Annotated in this window: 12 protein-coding genes and 1 tRNA gene; 1 reads left to right on the plus strand and 12 read right to left on the minus strand. The window is 69.7% G+C overall.

Annotation, left to right across the window (positions count from 1 at the left end; translation table 11 throughout):
- Positions 1–32: 32 nt before the first annotated feature.
- The 7 genes from AB8810_RS13690 to pcnB form a co-directional block, all read right to left on the minus strand.
- Positions 33–2,621: an exo 1,3/1,4-beta-D-glucan glucohydrolase gene (locus tag AB8810_RS13690; RefSeq protein WP_369913958.1), complete on the minus strand. Its 2,589-nt coding sequence runs from the start codon at positions 2,619–2,621 to the stop codon at positions 33–35.
- A gap of 593 nt (positions 2,622–3,214) precedes the next feature.
- Positions 3,215–4,729 (minus strand): glucose-6-phosphate isomerase, encoded by a 1,515-nt coding sequence (pgi, locus tag AB8810_RS13695; protein ID WP_179564260.1) that lies wholly within the window; start codon positions 4,727–4,729, stop codon positions 3,215–3,217.
- Positions 4,726–5,106, minus strand: a complete 381-nt coding sequence (gene panD / locus AB8810_RS13700) for an aspartate 1-decarboxylase (protein ID WP_003470181.1) — start codon at positions 5,104–5,106, stop codon at positions 4,726–4,728. The genes pgi and panD overlap by 4 nt, the downstream gene beginning before the upstream one ends.
- 696 nt (positions 5,107–5,802) lie before the next feature.
- Complete coding sequence (gene panC / locus AB8810_RS13705) at positions 5,803–6,642, minus strand: pantoate--beta-alanine ligase (RefSeq protein WP_369913959.1); 840 nt, start codon at positions 6,640–6,642, stop codon at positions 5,803–5,805.
- Positions 6,639–7,457, minus strand: coding sequence for a 3-methyl-2-oxobutanoate hydroxymethyltransferase (gene panB, locus AB8810_RS13710; protein ID WP_369913960.1), 819 nt, complete (start codon positions 7,455–7,457; stop codon positions 6,639–6,641). The genes panC and panB overlap by 4 nt, the downstream gene beginning before the upstream one ends.
- Before the next feature lie 31 nt (positions 7,458–7,488).
- Positions 7,489–8,001, minus strand: coding sequence for a 2-amino-4-hydroxy-6-hydroxymethyldihydropteridine diphosphokinase (gene folK, locus AB8810_RS13715; protein ID WP_179564257.1), 513 nt, complete (start codon positions 7,999–8,001; stop codon positions 7,489–7,491).
- The gene (pcnB, locus tag AB8810_RS13720) at positions 7,998–9,341 is read right to left on the minus strand and encodes a polynucleotide adenylyltransferase PcnB (RefSeq protein WP_237651029.1); all 1,344 of its coding nucleotides are present in this window, start codon (positions 9,339–9,341) and stop codon (positions 7,998–8,000) included. The genes folK and pcnB overlap by 4 nt, the downstream gene beginning before the upstream one ends.
- A 103-nt stretch (positions 9,342–9,444) precedes the next feature.
- On the opposite strand from pcnB, the gene AB8810_RS13725 reads away from it, so the two are divergent.
- A tRNA-Glu gene (locus AB8810_RS13725) sits at positions 9,445–9,519 on the plus strand.
- 86 nt (positions 9,520–9,605) lie between these two features.
- Here AB8810_RS13725 and AB8810_RS13730 read toward each other — a convergent pair.
- The 5 genes from AB8810_RS13730 to xylA form a co-directional block, all read right to left on the minus strand.
- Positions 9,606–10,166 (minus strand): carbonate dehydratase, encoded by a 561-nt coding sequence (locus AB8810_RS13730; RefSeq protein ID WP_179564256.1) that lies wholly within the window; start codon positions 10,164–10,166, stop codon positions 9,606–9,608.
- Positions 10,163–11,110, minus strand: coding sequence for a GTP cyclohydrolase FolE2 (folE2, locus tag AB8810_RS13735; RefSeq protein WP_369916671.1), 948 nt, complete (start codon positions 11,108–11,110; stop codon positions 10,163–10,165). Before folE2 ends, AB8810_RS13730 begins: the two co-directional genes overlap by 4 nt.
- Before the next feature lie 74 nt (positions 11,111–11,184).
- Positions 11,185–12,351: an N-acetylmuramoyl-L-alanine amidase gene (locus tag AB8810_RS13740; protein WP_369913961.1), complete on the minus strand. Its 1,167-nt coding sequence runs from the start codon at positions 12,349–12,351 to the stop codon at positions 11,185–11,187.
- A gap of 365 nt (positions 12,352–12,716) precedes the next feature.
- Positions 12,717–14,144 (minus strand): sugar porter family MFS transporter, encoded by a 1,428-nt coding sequence (locus AB8810_RS13745; RefSeq protein ID WP_179564254.1) that lies wholly within the window; start codon positions 14,142–14,144, stop codon positions 12,717–12,719.
- 90 nt (positions 14,145–14,234) lie between these two features.
- Positions 14,235–15,575, minus strand: a complete 1,341-nt coding sequence (gene xylA / locus AB8810_RS13750) for a xylose isomerase (RefSeq protein WP_179570173.1) — start codon at positions 15,573–15,575, stop codon at positions 14,235–14,237.
- Positions 15,576–15,587 lie beyond the last annotated feature (12 nt).

A 15,587-nucleotide genomic window follows, 5' to 3' on the forward strand; every position in this document is an offset into this window, starting at 1 on the left:
GATGGCGCCGCTGCATCCTGGTCAGGCGCGCATCAGCGCACCGGGCAGTCGACCACGCTCTGCGCGTCGTTGCTGGCGCCCAGCGCGATCCGCGACAGCGCCAGGTCCAGCGTGCCGTCGCTCTCGATCACCGGCAGCCGCTCCAGCTTGGAGACATCGGCGCCGGCGACGCTGAAGCACTTCAACGGCACGCCCAGCGTGCGCCATTCGCCCTTGGGCAGCGCCGCCAGCGCCTTGCCCAGATCGACCTGCGCCGCACAGCCATTGCCGCAGGCCACGCCGATATGGGTCGCGCCGCTCGGCGCCGCGTCCACCTTCAAGGTCAGGATCAGCTGCACGTCGCCGTTGCTCTCGCGCGACACGTCCAGCGGCCTGGGCAGCACCAGCGCCATCCCGGCCTTGCCCTTGCCCGACCACTCCAGCCGGCGTGCATCCTCCTGCGCCTTGTGGTCGATCGCGGTGACCTTGAGCGACCCGTCGGCCAGCGCCGCCGGGGTCGTCACCGCCGGCAGATTGGCCTGGCTGGCGCCCTGCAGGACCATGTTGATGCCCGCCGCCGGCTTGCCGCGTTCGAAGTACACCCCGCCCACCGCCTGCGCGCCGGACACGCCGGAGACTTCGGACAGGCGGATCAGATCGCCCTTGTCGGCATAGCGCAGGCCATAGCCGAATGCGAACTGCGGGTTGTAGTTCTTCTGCCCGACGTTGTTGGCGTACTGGGTCGCGGTGCGCGGCCAGGAGAAGCTGAGCTTGCCGTGGAAGTCGTACTGGATGTCGCCGTCGGGCTTGCGCAGCAGCACGTCGGCGATGCCGCCGCCTTCCGACCCCGGCAGCCACGCGGCGACGAACGCATCGGCGGCATTGATCTCGCGGTTCACCCACAGCGGACGCCCGCTCAGGAACACCGCCACCACCGGAATGCCGTCGGCCTTGAGCTTCTTGATCAGTTGCAGATCGCTGTCGTCGCCGGGCTTGTACAGCAGCGTGGCGATGTCGCCCTGGAACTCGGCGTACGGGTTCTCGCCGAACACCACCACCGCCACGTCCGGCTTGGCCTGGTACTTGCCGTCGATCGCCAGCTCGGCGCTGCCGCCGGCGGCCTTGACCTGCTGCTGCAGGCCTTCCCAGATGGTGTTGCCGTTCGGGTAGTCGGCGCGCTTGGTGCCGGTGCCCTGCCAGTTCAGCGTCCAGCCGCCGGCCTGCTTGCCCATGTCGTTGGCGCCGTCGCCGGCGACCAGGATCTTGCTCTGCGGCTTCAGCGGCAACAGCTGCTTCTGGTTCTTCAGCAGCACCAGCGACTCGCGCACCGCCTGCCGCGCCACCGCGCGGTGCTCAGGCGCGCCGAGCAGTTCGAACTTGCCGCCGAGCGGGCGCTGCGACGGCTTGCCGGCCTCGAACAGGCCCAGCCGCAGCTTCACCCGCAGGATCCGCCGCACCGCGTCGTCCAGCCGCGTCATCGGGATCTCGCCCGACTTGACCGCCTTCAGCGCGCTCTCGTAATAGCCCTTCCAGCTGTCCGGCGCCATCAGCATGTCCACGCCGGCGTTGAACGCGGCCGGGCAGTCGTCGTTGCGGCAACCGGGCACCTGACCATGGCCGTTCCAGTCGCCGACCACGAAGCCGCCGAAATGCATCTGCCCCTTCAGCACGTCGGTCAGCATCGGCTTGTTGCCGTGCATCTTCACGCCGTTGAAGCTGTTGAACGAGGCCATCACCGTCTGCGCGCCGGCGGCGATCGCAGGCGGATAGCCGGCGCCGTGGATGTCGCGCAGCTGCTGTTCGCTGACCCGGGTATCGCCCTGGTCCTTGCCGTCGGTGGTGCCGCCGTCGCCGAGGAAGTGCTTGACCGAGGCGATCACGTGCGAACCGTCGAGGAAGCCGGGCTGCCCGGGCACGCCCTGCAGGCCTTCGACCACCTTGCCGGAAAAGCTGGCGACCACCTCGGGCGATTCGGAATAGCCCTCGTAGGTGCGGCCCCAGCGATCGTCCTGCGGCACCGCCACGGTCGGCGCGAAGGTCCACTCCATGCCGGTGGTGCGGGTCTCGGCGGCGGTGACCGCGCCGATCTTGCGCATCAGCTCCGGGTCGCGCGTGGCGCCCAGGCCGATGTTGTGCGGGAACAAGGTGGCGCCGACGATGTTGCTCTGTCCGTGCACCGCATCGATGCCGAAGATGATCGGGATCGCCAGGCCGCCGTTGCCCTTGTCCATCGACGCCGCGTAGTAGGCGTCGGCCAGCTTCAGCCACTCCGCCGGGCTGGCGTCGTACTTGCCGCCGGGGTCGGAATTGCCGCCGGCCAGTACCGAGCCGATGTGGTACTTGCGCACGTCGTCCGGGGTCATGCTGGCGATATCGCCCTGCACGATCTGCCCGACCTTCTGCTCCACCGTCATCTGCGCCATCAGCTTGGAAATGCGCGCTTCCAGCGCCGCGTCCTCGGCCAGCGGCCAGGCCGGCGACGGCCACAGCTGCGGATGGATCGCCGGCGGTGCAGCGGCGGCAGTGGCGGCCGGAGCCGATTGGCCGGGGCCGGCCGCGGCCAACGCGAGCAGGCCCAGCGCGGCCGCGGTGGCCAGCGCATTGCGAATCGGCGCAGACACGCCAGCGGACTGTTTTTGCAAGGTCTTCCCTCCCAGGAACGGCGAACGCGCGACACACGACGGCCGCGCTCCCTCCCGAGACGCGCGACCGGCGCCTACGCTTCATTACTCGCCCCGACCCTGTCAACCACGCCGCGAGGTATGCCTTGCCCCGCTACGGATATTGGATTGCGCTATAGCGATGGAATACCGGCAAGGCCGGCCCGCCGCGTGATCGCAGCATCGCCAGCCGCCGCCATGGTCGCGCCGGCAAATACGCTTGTTGCGCCGCAACACTGCCGTGCCGGAGAACTGCGCAACTCTGCGGCGGCGATGGCGCCCTCTGTGGACGGTCTGCAGCGTCACGCGACGCAGCGTTTTTAGCGCCGATCCAGTCGGACGATTGCAGCGCCCATCTCCGCTCGTCGCGACTGAAGTCGCTCCCACAGACTTTTCTCCGCTATCGCGCGGCAGGTCAACCGACAAGCAAGGTGCGTGAGCCCGCTGCGGTTTCTCGAGCGGGCAGTCGACGCCTGCCGTGCAGGACGAGTCCGCTCACGGATACCGAAAGCGTGGCGCGCGGCAAAAACGAACGGGGCCCGAAGGCCCCGTTGCAGGACACCCGAAAGCGCGCCTCAGCCGCGCAAGCGCGCCAGCACCGCGCGCGTCACCGGGTCGGCGACCTCGGTGGTTTCGCCCTGCAGCGCCGGCAGCAGCTGGCTGGCCAGTTGCTTGCCCAGCTCCACACCGAACTGATCGAAGGCGTTGATGCCCCAGATCACCGACTGCACGTAGACGCTGTGCTCGTACATCGCGATCAGCGCGCCCAGCGCCTGCGGGGTCAGCGCATCGAGCAGGATCAGCGTGCTCGGGCGGCCGCCGGGGTAGTCGCGGTGCGGGTCGTCGCTGCCCTGCCCGTTCGCCAGCGCCTCGGTCTGCGCCAGCAGGTTGGCCAGCAACGCCTGGTGGTTGACCGTGTAGGGGTCGTCGTTGTGGATGCAGCCGATGAAATCGGCCGGCACGATGCTGGTGCCCTGGTGCAGCGCCTGGAAGAAACTGTGCTGCACGTCGGTGCCGGCGCCGCCCCACCATACCGGCACGGTATCGGCCTGCACCGGGCTGCCGTCCAGCCGCACGCGCTTGCCCAGGCTCTCCATCACCAGTTGCTGCAGGTAGGCCGGCAACAGCGCCAGGCGCTGGTCGTAGGTCATCACCGCCTGCGTGGCGTAGCCGAGCACGTTGCGGTTCCACAGCGTGGTCAGCGCATGCAGCACCGCCACGTTGCGCTGCAGCGGCGCGTTCAGCGCGTGCTCGTCGAATTGCGCGGCGCCGGCCAGCAGCTGCTCGAAGCCGTCGGCGCCGATCGCCAGCGCGATCGGGAAGCCCACCGCCGACCACAGCGAATAGCGCCCGCCGACCCAGTCCCACATCGGCAGCACGCGGCCGGCGGCGATGTCGAAGGCCTTGGCGGCGCGCTCGGGATTGGCGCTGACCGCATACAGGCGCTCGCTGCCGCCGAGCCAATCGCGCAGGATCTGGCCGTTGAGCAGGGTTTCCTGGGTGCCGAAGGTCTTGGAGATCAGCACGCCGGCGGTGCGCGCCGGATCCAGCGTGGCCAGCGTGCGCTGCATCGCCGCGCCGTCGACGTTGGAGACGAAATGCACGCGGAAACGCGCGCCTTCGACCGGACGCAGCGCGTCGGCGACCAGGCGCGGGCCCAGGTCGGAACCACCGATGCCGACGCTGACGATGTCGGTGACCTCGGTCTGCGCCAGCGCGTCGATCAGCGCGCGCATGCGCTGCTGCACCTCGCGTGCGCTGGCGTTCGCTTCGGCCGCGACCGGCGCGCCGCTGAGCTCGCCGCGCAGCGCGGTATGCAGTGCAGCACGGCCTTCGGTGACGTTGACCGTCTCGCCGCGGAACAGGCGCTGAAACGCGCCGGCCACGTCGTGCTCGGCGGCCAGCGCGAGCAGCGCGTCGAGCGCGGCGCGGTCGTATTTCTGCCGCGCGAAGTTGAAGTACAACGGTCCGACCTGCACCGCCAGGTCTTCGACCCGGCCGGGCTCGGCGGCCAGCAATTCGGGAAGGCGCGCCCCGCGCAAACGCTGGGCGTGGGAGTGCAGTGCGTCGAAACCGTTGGACTGTGTCATGCGGCCTGCTTCGGGATGCTGTGGTTGGTATGGGTGATCTTGTTGGCGCCGTCCACGTAGACCAGGGTCGGCTGGAAGCGCGCGGCTTCCTCTTCGCTCATGCCGGCGAAGGCGGCGATGATGATCAGGTCGCCGACCTGCACGTGGCGCGCGGCGCCGCCGTTGAGCGAGACGATGCCGCTGCCTTCGTCGGCACGGATCGCGTAGGTGCTGAAGCGTGCGCCGTTGGTGACGTCCCAGATATGCACCTGCTCGAACTCGCGGATGCCGGTGGCGTCCAGCAGCAGCCCGTCGATGGCGATCGACCCTTCGTAGTTGAGCTCCGAATGGGTGACGGTGGCGCGGTGGATCTTGGTCTTCAACAGGCTCAGTTGCATGCTTGCGGTACTGCGGTGGGGAAAGACGTGCAGTTTAGCAGCCGAGGGGTTAAGCGGCAGTGGCAGCAAGGCTTGGCGGCAGGTGCGTGGCGTTGTCCGCTGCGCGTCCCGGCATGCCGAGCGCAGGACATGATTTGGCTGCCTGACGCGGCAATGGGCGATGCGAGCGACGCCAACCGCGGCCGGTCGCGCGGCGGATCCCGCGGTTGCGGATCGCGTCGCGAAGCATCAGGCCTGACGGCTTCGGACAGCGTCGCGGCTGAAGCCCCTCCCACAATGCACCCAGCCGGCTCGCCGCAATTCCCTGTAGGAGCGGCTTCAGCCGCGACGCCTGTAGGAGCGGCTTCAGCGGCGACGAACGAAGCGGCAGGCCTGACGGCTTCGGACACAGTCGGGGCTGAAGCCCCTCCTACAGTGCACCCGACCGACTCGCCGCAAGCCCCTGCAGGAGCGGCTTCAGCCGCGACGAACGAAGCGGCAGGCCTGACGGCTTCGGACACAGTCGGGGCTGAAGCCCCTCCTACAGTGCACCCGACCGGCTCGCCGCAAGCCCCTTGTGGGAGCGACTTCAGTCGCGACAAGCGAAGTGGCGAGGCCAACGACTTCGGACAGGGTCGGGAACGAAGTTCCTCCCACAATCCAACCAGTTGCCTGACCGCGAATCCCGCTGGGAGCGACCGCCATCGGCTACCGCGCTCAGAACTCCAGATTGTCGATCAACCGGGTCCGCCCCAGGCGCGCGGCGATCAAGGCCACGCGCGGGCCGTCCTGGTCGTGCGGCTCGCTCAGGTCGGGGAGGCGCAGCACGGTGTAGTCGACCTCGAAGCCGACCTCCTGCAACTGCCTGGTCGCCGCCGCCTCGATCTCGGCGCGCGGATGCCCCGCGACATGCCCGTCGCGCATCGCCAGCAGGGTCTGGCGGATCTGCGCCGCGCGCGGCCGCTCTTCGGCCGACAGGTACTGGTTGCGCGAGCTCATCGCCAGACCGTCGGCCTCGCGCACGATGCTGCCGCCCAGGATCTCGATCGGGAACGCCAGGTCGGCGACCATCTGCCGGATCACCGCCAGCTGCTGGTAGTCCTTCTTGCCGAACGCGGCCAGGTCCGGCTGCACCTGGTTGAACAGGCGCGCGACCACGGTGCACACGCCGTCGAAATGCCCCGGCCGGCAGGCGCCTTCCAGCACCTCGCTGACCCCGGGCGTGTGCATGCGCAACGCCAGCTCCACGCCCAGCGGGTACATGCTCTCCACCGTCGGCAGCCACAGCACGTCGCAACCGGCGCCTTCCAGGCCGCTGGTGTCGGCCTCGGGGGTGCGCGGGTAGCGGGTGAAGTCCTCGTTCGGGCCGAACTGGGTCGGATTGACGAACACGCTGGACACCACCCGGTCGGCGTATTGCCGGGCCAGCATCACCAGCGAGAAATGCCCGGCGTGCAGGTTGCCCATGGTCGGCACGAAGGCCACGCGCAGGCCCTGCCGCTTCCAGCCGGAAACGACGGCGCGCAGCCGGGCCAGGTCGGTGATGGTCTCGATCATTTGGCGTAGGCGTGTTCGGCGTCGGGGAAGGTGCCGGCGCGCACCGCGTCGGCGTAGGCGCGCACGGCGCCGGCGATGGAGCCGCCTTCGGCCAGGAAATCCTTGACGAAGCGCGGCCGCCGGTGGCCGCTGTCCAGGCCCAGGAAGTCGTGCAGCACCAGCACCTGGCCGTCGCAGTCGGGACCGGCGCCGATGCCGATGGTGGGGATCTCCACCTCGGCGGTGATCCGCGCCGCCAGCGGCGACGGCACGCATTCGAGCACCAGCAGCGCGGCGCCGGCGGCGGCCACCGCCTTGGCGTCGGCGAGCAGCTTGGCCGCGGCGGCCTCCTCGCGGCCCTGGATCTTGTAGCCGCCGAAGGTCAGCACCGACTGCGGGGTCAGGCCCAGGTGCGAACACACCGGGATGTCGCGCTCGCTGAGGAAGCGGATCACCTCCAGCTTGTGCCCGGCGCCCTCCAGCTTGACCATCTCCGCGCCGGCCTGCAGCAGCCGGGTCGAGGCGTCCAGCGCGCGCTCCGGGGTGGCGTCGGACTGGAACGGCAGGTCGGCCACCAGCAGCGCGCGCTGCAGTACCCGCGCCACCGCGGAAGTGTGGTAGACGATGTCGTCCACGGTCACCGGCAGGGTCGAGTCGTGGCCCTGCACCACCATGCCCAGCGAATCGCCGATCAGGATCAGGTCCACGCCATTGGCGTCGAACGCGCGCGCGAAGCCGGCATCGTAGGCGGTCAGCATCACCAGTTTCTGCTGGCGGCGCTTGGCCTCGGCCAGGGCGGGAACGGTCCAGGGCTTGCTGTCGGCGTGGCTGCTCATAAGCTCATGCGGTGCGGTGATAAGCCGGGCATTATCTACCGATTGCCACGATCCCGTCGGTTTCGATGCGGTCGCGTATGTCACGCACCGTTCCATGGCCGGGGATGCTCGCCTCGGCGGCGATCTCGGCCAACGGCAGCAAGGCGAAGCCGCGCTGGTGCAGGTGCGGGTGCGGCACCTGCAGCCCGGGCAGGTCGATCACCGCGTCGCCGTACAAAAGCAGGTCCAGGTCCAGGGTGCGCGGGCCCCAGCGCTCGCCGGGCGCGCGCTGGCGGCCGTGGCGGGCTTCCAGCGCCAGCAGCGCCTGCAGCAGCTCCAACGCCGGCAGCGCGGTGCTCAGCACTGCCGCGGCATTGATGAAGTCCGGCTGCGCCTGGTTGCCCCAGGCCGGGCTGCGGTACAGCTGCGAGGCGCGCAGCAGGCGCGTGTGCGGCAGGGTGTCCAGCTCGGCGATGGCCGCGCGCAGGGTCGCGACCGCATCGCCGAGGTTGCCGCCCAGGCCGATGCAGGCCTGCACCGGCGCCGGACCAGGCGAGGCGCTCACTCGGCCGGTGCGGCGGCATCCGGACGCCGGCGCCGGCGCCGGCGGCGCTTGGGGGTTTCCTCGCTGTCGGCCGGGGCCATCGCCACCTCGTCGCCGACGTAGTCGATCTCCGGATCGAAGCCGCGCGGCGGCGGCGCGTAGCCGGGCTGCTGCTGCAGCTCGCGCCAATAGGCGATGTCGGCCTCGTGCTCGGCCGAGGCCGACTGGCGCAGGATCAGGAAATCGAATGCGGCGCGGAAGCGCGGATGCGACAGCGTGCGCACCACCCGCTTCTTCTGGCGCGAGGTGAAGCGCGACTGCAGCAGCCAGATCTCCTGCATCGGCAGCGAGAAGCGCCGCGGCAGCGCGACCGTGCTCAGCTGGTGCAGGGTCACCCGGTCGGCGGCGCGGCGCTGCGCCTCCTCCAGCTGCATGCCCTGCTTCTGCAGCGCCATCAGCGCACGACAGTAGGCCGGCCACAGCAGCAGCGCGAACAGGAACGCCGGCGACACCGGCTCGTCGTTGGCCACCCGCGCATCGGTGTTGCGCAGGCCTTCGATCAGCATCCGCCGCAACGCGCCGCTGCGGTTGGAATGCAGCGCCGCGGCGCTTTCCGGGAACAGCGCGGCGAGCAGGCCGTAGCGCTCCAGGCCTTCGAAGCTGGCCACGCCGTCGCCGGACAGGAACAGCTTGAGCACTTCCTCGAACAGCCGTGCCGGCGCCGCTTCGGCCAGCAGCCCGGCCAGGCGCGGGATCGGTTCGGCGGTGCTCGGCTCGATCTCGAAGTCCAGCTTGGCGGCCAGGCGCACCGCGCGCAGCATGCGCACCGGGTCTTCGCGATAGCGCTGCTCGGGGTCGCCGATCATGCGCATCAGCCGCGCCTGCACGTCGGCGAAGCCGCCGGTGTAGTCGCGCACCGAGAAATCCTCGATCGCGTAGTACAACGCGTTGCAGGTGAAGTCGCGGCGTACGGCGTCGTCCTCGATGCTGCCGTAGACGTTGTCGCGGACCAGCCGGCCGTTGTCGAGCTCGCGGTCGCCGCTGCCGTCGTCGACGTTGGCGCGGAACGTGGCCACTTCGATGATCTCACGGCCGTAGACCACGTGCGCCAGGCGGAAGCGGCGGCCGATCAGGCGGCAGTTGCGGAACAGCTGCTTGACCTGTTCGGGGGTGGCGTCGGTGGCGACGTCGAAGTCCTTGGGCTGCAGCTCGACCAGCAGGTCGCGGACCGCGCCGCCGACCAGGTACGCGCCGAAGCCGGCTTCGCGCAGCCGGTACAGCACGCGCAACGCATTGGGACTGATGTCCTTGCGCGAGACGTTGTGCTGATCGCGCGGGATCAGTTGCAGGGTGAACGGCACAGGAACTGGCGGATTGATGATGGCGCTTCCGTATCGAGTTGCGGGATTGCCGCCGGGCGGCTAGCCCCATATACTAGCGCCCTGCAATCGATGCGACCAACCTGCTCCCTTCGTCTAATGGTTAGGACGTGGCCCTCTCAAGGCTAAAACAGGGGTTCGAGCCCCCTAGGGAGCACCATCGCCGCCTCGCCTGCAGCGAAAACCACAAAAGCCCCGCCCTGGCGGGGCTTTTGCGTTGTGGGGCCGGCCCCGGACCGGGTGCGCTCACCACTGGTTGCGCAGGCGCCGGTAGCCCTCGACCAGGCGGATGTTGGTCGCGGCCACCTCCTCGGAGAATTCGCTGGCCGCGACGCTGACCCGCGCGATCTTCGACAGGTCGGTGCGCGGCCCGATGCGCTCGGTCGAGGGCACGTAGAACCCCGGCGGCAGATCGCAGCCGTCGACCACGGCGTTGTGCCGGACCACGCAGCCGTCGCCGACCTCGCAATTGAACAGCACGCTGTTGAAGCCGATGAACACGCGCTCGCCGACCGTGCACGGCCCGTGCACGATGGCGCGGTGCGCGATCGAGGTGCGCGCGCCGATCAGCACCGCCGCGCCGGCCTTGGAATGGATCACCACCCCATCCTGGATATTGGCGTAGGCGCCGATGTGGATCGGCTCGATATCGCCGTCGGCGGTGGTCTCGTCGGCGCGGATCACCGCATACGGGCCGATGAACACGTGCGCGGCGACCACGACCCGCCCGCACAGGATGGCGGTGGGATCGACGAACGCGCTCTCGTCGACCACCGGCAGGTCGCCGCGCGGATTGCGGCGGATCATCGGGCGCCCTCGCCCGCCGCGAACGGGTCCGGATCGCCAGATCCGCGCTCGGGAGCCCCGGCCTCGGCCACCGCGTCGTGCGGGTGTAGGCTCTCCAGGTGCCGCACCTGCACCCGCACGCTCTGGTAGCGCGCACCCAGCGCCTGCTGCAGGCGCCGCGCGGCGTCCTCCACGTACATCAGGTTGGCGCCGTTGAGGCGGGCGAAGGCCTGCTCGTCGGCGCGCCGCACCGCGGCCTGCACCGGCGTGGCCAGGGCCTGCTCGGCCAGCGCGATCAGTGCCTCCAGGTCGAAGCGCACCGCGCGCGGCGACACCGCCACGCGCAGCGTGGCGATGCTGCGCTGGCTGTGCGGGGTCGCATGGCTGCCGTGCCGCAGCAGCCAGTCCGCCACGGCCTCGCGCCGCAGCGACGGCTGCCCGGCATGCTGCTGCAGGAACGCCGCACTGAGCAATTGCCGGGCCAGCGCCGCCGAACACGGGCAGGTGGAGGAATAGACCACCTCCACCCCGACCTCGATGCGCACGCTGGCGCCGCGCAGCAGCGCGTCGATCCGCAACGGATACGCCTTCCAGCCGGCCAGGCCTTCGCTGCGCAGCGCCGGGCTGCGCCGCAGCAGGGACAGGCGCAAGCCGACCCGCGCCGCGGTGGAGGCGCAGTCGGCATGGCTGTGCACCATCGCGTGCAGCAGCTGCGCCAGCCGCGACGGCGACAGCGGCTGCCGCGCATGCTCGTCCAGCAGCCGGTACAGCCGCGACATGTGGATGCCCTTGACCTGCGCCGCTGGCAGATCGACATGCAGCGCCGCCTGCGCCGGCAGCGGCTCGGTGTCGGCCGTGTCGCACAGGCGGATCGGCAAGGCGATGCCGTCCATGCCGACCCAGTGCAGCGGCGCGACGATCGTGGACGGTTCGCTGCTGGCGACGTCGGGCAACGGCGGTGGAATCGGCAGGTTCATCGGATTGGCAAGGCCAGCAAAGGGAAAGGAATGCAGCGGCGGCGCCATGCGCCGGCAGCGGCTCAGGCATGCACCGGAAACGCCTGGAAGTAGTCGTCGATGCCCAACTGCAGCGACTGCGCCAGTTCCTCCTGGTGGCGGTCGCTGACCAGGCGGCGGCAATCGTCGGCGTTGCTCATGAAGCCGGTCTCGACCAGCAACGACGGAATGTCCGGCGATTTGAGCACTGCGAAGCCGGCCTGGCCGACATCGCCCTGGTGCAGCCGGGTGACCTGCTGCAGGCGCCCGAGCATGTGCTTGCCGAACTGCAGGCTGGTGGCGATGGTGCCGCTCATCGACAGGTCCACCAGCACCTTCGACAGCACCGGGTCCTTCTGCCGCAGATAGCGCTCGGCGACGTTGCCGTACTGGTCGGCGCTGTTCTCGCTGTCGGCGATCCAGCGCGCCAGCGCCGAGCTGGCGCCGTTCTCCGACAGCGCATACACCGAAGCGCCCTGCGCGCTGCGGTTGGGCGCCGCATCGGCATGGATCGACACGAACAGATCGGCCTTGCGCTGGTGCGCGATCACCACCCGCTCGTGCAGCGGCACGAACCGGTCGTCGCTGCGGATCAGGGTCGGCCGGTAGCGCGGGTCGGCTTGCAGCGCGTGGTACAGGCGCCCGGCCACGGCCATCGCCACGTGTTTCTCGTAGCGGGCATCGGCGCTGACCGCGCCCGGGTCCTTGCCGCCATGGCCGGCATCGATGGCGACCACGCGCGGCCGCGACGGCGTCGCGATCGCGGTGCGCGGCGGCACGACGAGCGCGGCAACGGGCGCGGCAGCCGCGGCGTCGGCCGGTCCGAGATCGAGCAGCAACCGTGGCGACACCCCCGCATCCGTGTCCCAGTGCGCGCTGGCGGTGACCGGCCGGCGCAGGTCCAGCACGATGCGCAGGCCATCGGCCTGCGCCCCGCTGCGGATCGCGGCGACCACCGCGTCGGGTTCCGGCAGCAGGATCGGCGGCGCCGGCGCGGCGATCCCCGGCAGATCGATCACCAGCCGCTCCGGATCGGACAGCGCGAACACCCGGTAGTCCACCGTCGCGTCGAGCTGCAGGCGCAAACGCAGGCGCCCGTCATCGGTTTCCAGGTGGCCGCCGGTCAGCCTGGGCGGCGATCCGGCGCGTGCCCAGGCCGGCGCCAACAGCAGTGCGGTGCCCGCCATCCCCAGCCATTCGCGCCGATTCATGCGCGGCCTCGCCCTGGCGCGGAGCGGAAATCGCGGATGTAACGGGAGCCGAACCGAAAGTCGCGACCAGACACTGCAATGCTCCACGGCAAAATGTTACTAAGTAACATATCGCGGACGCAGTGCGACCGCCATCGCATTGCGACCGGCAGTCAGCTGGCAGACGGGATGGTGCTTGCCGGCACAGGCCGGCAGCTGCGAGGGCGCTGCTGCCGGGCAAGTGCAGACGGTCTTTCCGGCCCGGCCATCAGCAGGGGCGATGGCGCCGCGGCGTAACCGCAGGCGATGCCGCACTGCCGGCGATCGCGCCGGGCGCGGCGCCGCGTGCGCCGGCGCGGCCGCATGGGCCGCGCCGGCGACAGCGCTCAGCCCTGCATCTGCTCCAGCTCGCGGCCCTTGGTCTCGTACACGTACTTGAGCACGAAGAACACCGAGACGAACGCGGCCACGGTGTAGATGCCGTAGGCGCCGGCCAGGCCGATGCTGCCCAGCAGGATCGGGAACGAGACGGTGATGGCGAAGTTCGAGGTCCACTGCGCCGCGCCCGCCACCGCCAGGCCGGAGCCGCGGATCTGGTTGGGGAACATTTCGCCCAGCATCACCCACATCACCGGGCCCCAGGACATGTTGAAGAAAATCACGTAGACGTTGGCCGCGACCAGCGCCAGCCGGCCCATGCCCGGCGACATCGCCAGCTTGCCCGCCGCGTCCAGCGAGGCGCTGGCGAAGGCCAGGGTGACCAGCGCCAGCGACACCGCCATGCCGGCCGAACCGATCCAGAGCAAGGGTTTGCGCCCGATCTTGTCGATCAGCATCACCGTGATCAGGCAGGCGCCGATGCTCAGCGCGCCGGACAGCACGTTGATCAACAACGAATCGCTTTCGGAGAAGCCCACCGCCTGCCACAGCACCGCGCCGTAGTAGAACACCACGTTGATGCCGACCAGTTGCTGGAAGGTGGCCAAGCCGATGCCGATCCACACGATCGGACGCACCTTGCCGGTGACCTTGCTGACCAGGTCCGACAGCTTCGGCTTGTGCTGATCCGCGGCCAGCGAGGCGGAGATCTCGGTCAGCTTGGCCTGCGCCTCGCGCGGGCCGTAGAGCCTGGTCAGCACCGCCAGCGCGTCCTCGCGGCGGCCCTTGACCACCAGGTAGCGCGGGCTTTCCGGGATCGCCAGCAACAGCAGCAGGAACAGCAGCGACGGGAACGCCTGCATCCAGAACATCCAGCGCCACGCGGCCTGGCCCAGCCACAGCGGCTCGGTCGAGGCGCTGGCCAGCTTGACCAGCACGTAGTTGCTCAGGAACGCGGTGAACAGGCCGCTGATGATGGCGATCTGCTGCACCGTGGCCAGGCGCCCGCGATAGCGCGCCGGCGCGACCTCGGCGATGTACGCCGGCGACATCACGCTGGCCGCGCCGACCGCGAAGCCGCCCATGACCCGCGCGAAGACGAAGAACGCGGAGCTGTGCGAAGCGCCGGCGCCGAGCGCCGACAGCAGGAACAGCACCGCGGAGATGATCAGCACCGCACGGCGACCGAGGCGATCGGCCAGCCAGCCGGCGAAGAACGCGCCGATCGCGCAGCCCAGCAGCATCGAGGCAACCTCGAAACCGGTGCCGGCGGCGCTGGAATGGAAGGTCTGCTTGAGACCGTCGACGGTGCCGTTGATCACGCCGCTGTCGAAGCCGAACAGGAAGCCGCCGATGGTGGCGACGCAACTGATGAGGATGATGAGGCGCGTGTTCTCGCCTGCGCCATGGGCGCGGTCTAGGGATACGCTGGACATTGAGTCACCTGGTGTCGTGCAGAAAGGAAGCCGGCCATCGGGGGAGGACAGCACGGCCGGCGGCAAGGGTGCCGCCGGCCGTCGCGCGCATCAGCGGATCAGGTACTGGTTGATCAGGTTCTCGTAGGCTTCCTGGCGGCCGCTGACCTGCTTGGGCGCGCCGGCCTTGGCCGCGTGCGCCGCCAGGTCCGCCAGCGTGCTGCTGCCGGCCGCGAACGCCGCGCCGGCGCCGCTGTCGAAGCTGCTGTAGCGCTCGGCGCGCCACTGCTCCAGCGGCGAGGAGGTCAACAGCGCATGCGCCACTTCCAGCCCGCGCGCGAACGCGTCCATGCCGCCGATGTGGGCCAGGAACAGGTCCTGCGGATCGGACGACTCGCGCCGCACCTTGGCATCGAAGTTCAGCCCGCCCGGCGCCAGCCCGCCCTGCCGCAGCACCACCAGCATCGCGCCCACCGTGTCGTACAGGTCGGTCGGGAACTGGTCGGTGTCCCAGCCGTTCTGCGGGTTGCCGCGGTTGGCGTCGATGCTGCCGAGCAGGCCGGCATCGCTGGCGACCTGCAGATCGTGCTCGAAGCTGTGGCCCGACAGCGTGGCGTGGTTGGCCTCGATGTTGAGCTTGAAATCTTTGTCCAGGCCGTGCTGGCGCAGGAAGCCGATCACCGTGGCGCTGTCGAAGTCGTACTGGTGCTTCATCGGCTCCATCGGCTTGGGCTCGATCAGGAAATTGCCGGTGAAGCCGATGCTGCGGCCGTAGTCGCGGGCGATGGTCAGAAAGCGCGCCATGTTGTCCTGCTCGCGCTTCATCTGCGTGTTGTGCAGGCTGGCATAGCCTTCGCGGCCGCCCCAGAACACGTAGTTCTCCCCGCCCAGCTCGACCGTGGCCTCCAGCGCCGCCTTGACCTGCACCGCCGCGCGCGCGACCACGTCGAAGTCCGGGTTGGTCGAGGCGCCGTTCATGTAGCGCGGATGCGAGAACAGGTTGGCGGTGCCCCACAGCAGCTTGATGCCGGTGTCGGCCTGGCGCTGCTTGGCGATGCCGACCATGTGCTTGAGGTTCTTCTCGTACTGGCCGACCTCGTCCGCGTCCGGCGCCAGGTCGATATCGTGGAAGCAGTAGTACGGCACGCCGAGCTTGGTGAAGAACTCGAACGCCGCATCGGCCTTGGCCTCGGCGCGGCCCAGCGCGTCGCTGCCGGCGTCCCACGGATAGGCGCGCGTGCCCGGGCCGAACGGATCGGCGCCGTTGCCGCAGAAGCTGTGCCAGTACGCCACCGCGAAGCGCAGGTGCTCGGCCATGGTCTTGTCGCCGATGCGCTTGTTCGCGTCGTAGACCTTGAAGGCGAGCGGGTTGTCCGAGGCCTTGCCTTCGAACGCGATGCGGCCGATGCCCGGGAAGTATTCCTTGGCGCCGATGTAGACGGAGTTGCTCATGACGAAGTCCTG

Origin of the sequence: Xanthomonas sp. NCPPB 3005, assembly GCF_041228095.2 — a bacterium.
GTDB classification, from domain to species: Bacteria; Pseudomonadota; Gammaproteobacteria; order Xanthomonadales; family Xanthomonadaceae; genus Xanthomonas_A; species Xanthomonas_A bonasiae.

Excerpts from the sequence above, each read along its gene's own strand:
- pgi (WP_179564260.1), bottom strand. The coding sequence starts at position 4,729 with ATGACACAGTCCAACGGTTTCGACGCACTGCACTCCCACGCCCAGCGT.
- panD (WP_003470181.1), bottom strand. The coding sequence starts at position 5,106 with ATGCAACTGAGCCTGTTGAAGACCAAGATCCACCGCGCCACCGTCACC.
- panC (WP_369913959.1), bottom strand. The coding sequence starts at position 6,642 with ATGATCGAGACCATCACCGACCTGGCCCGGCTGCGCGCCGTCGTTTCC.
- panB (WP_369913960.1), bottom strand. The coding sequence starts at position 7,457 with ATGAGCAGCCACGCCGACAGCAAGCCCTGGACCGTTCCCGCCCTGGCC.
- AB8810_RS13730 (WP_179564256.1), bottom strand. The coding sequence starts at position 10,166 with ATGATCCGCCGCAATCCGCGCGGCGACCTGCCGGTGGTCGACGAGAGC.
- AB8810_RS13740 (WP_369913961.1), bottom strand. The coding sequence starts at position 12,351 with ATGAATCGGCGCGAATGGCTGGGGATGGCGGGCACCGCACTGCTGTTG.
- AB8810_RS13745 (WP_179564254.1), bottom strand. The coding sequence starts at position 14,144 with ATGTCCAGCGTATCCCTAGACCGCGCCCATGGCGCAGGCGAGAACACG.
- xylA (WP_179570173.1), bottom strand. The coding sequence starts at position 15,575 with ATGAGCAACTCCGTCTACATCGGCGCCAAGGAATACTTCCCGGGCATC.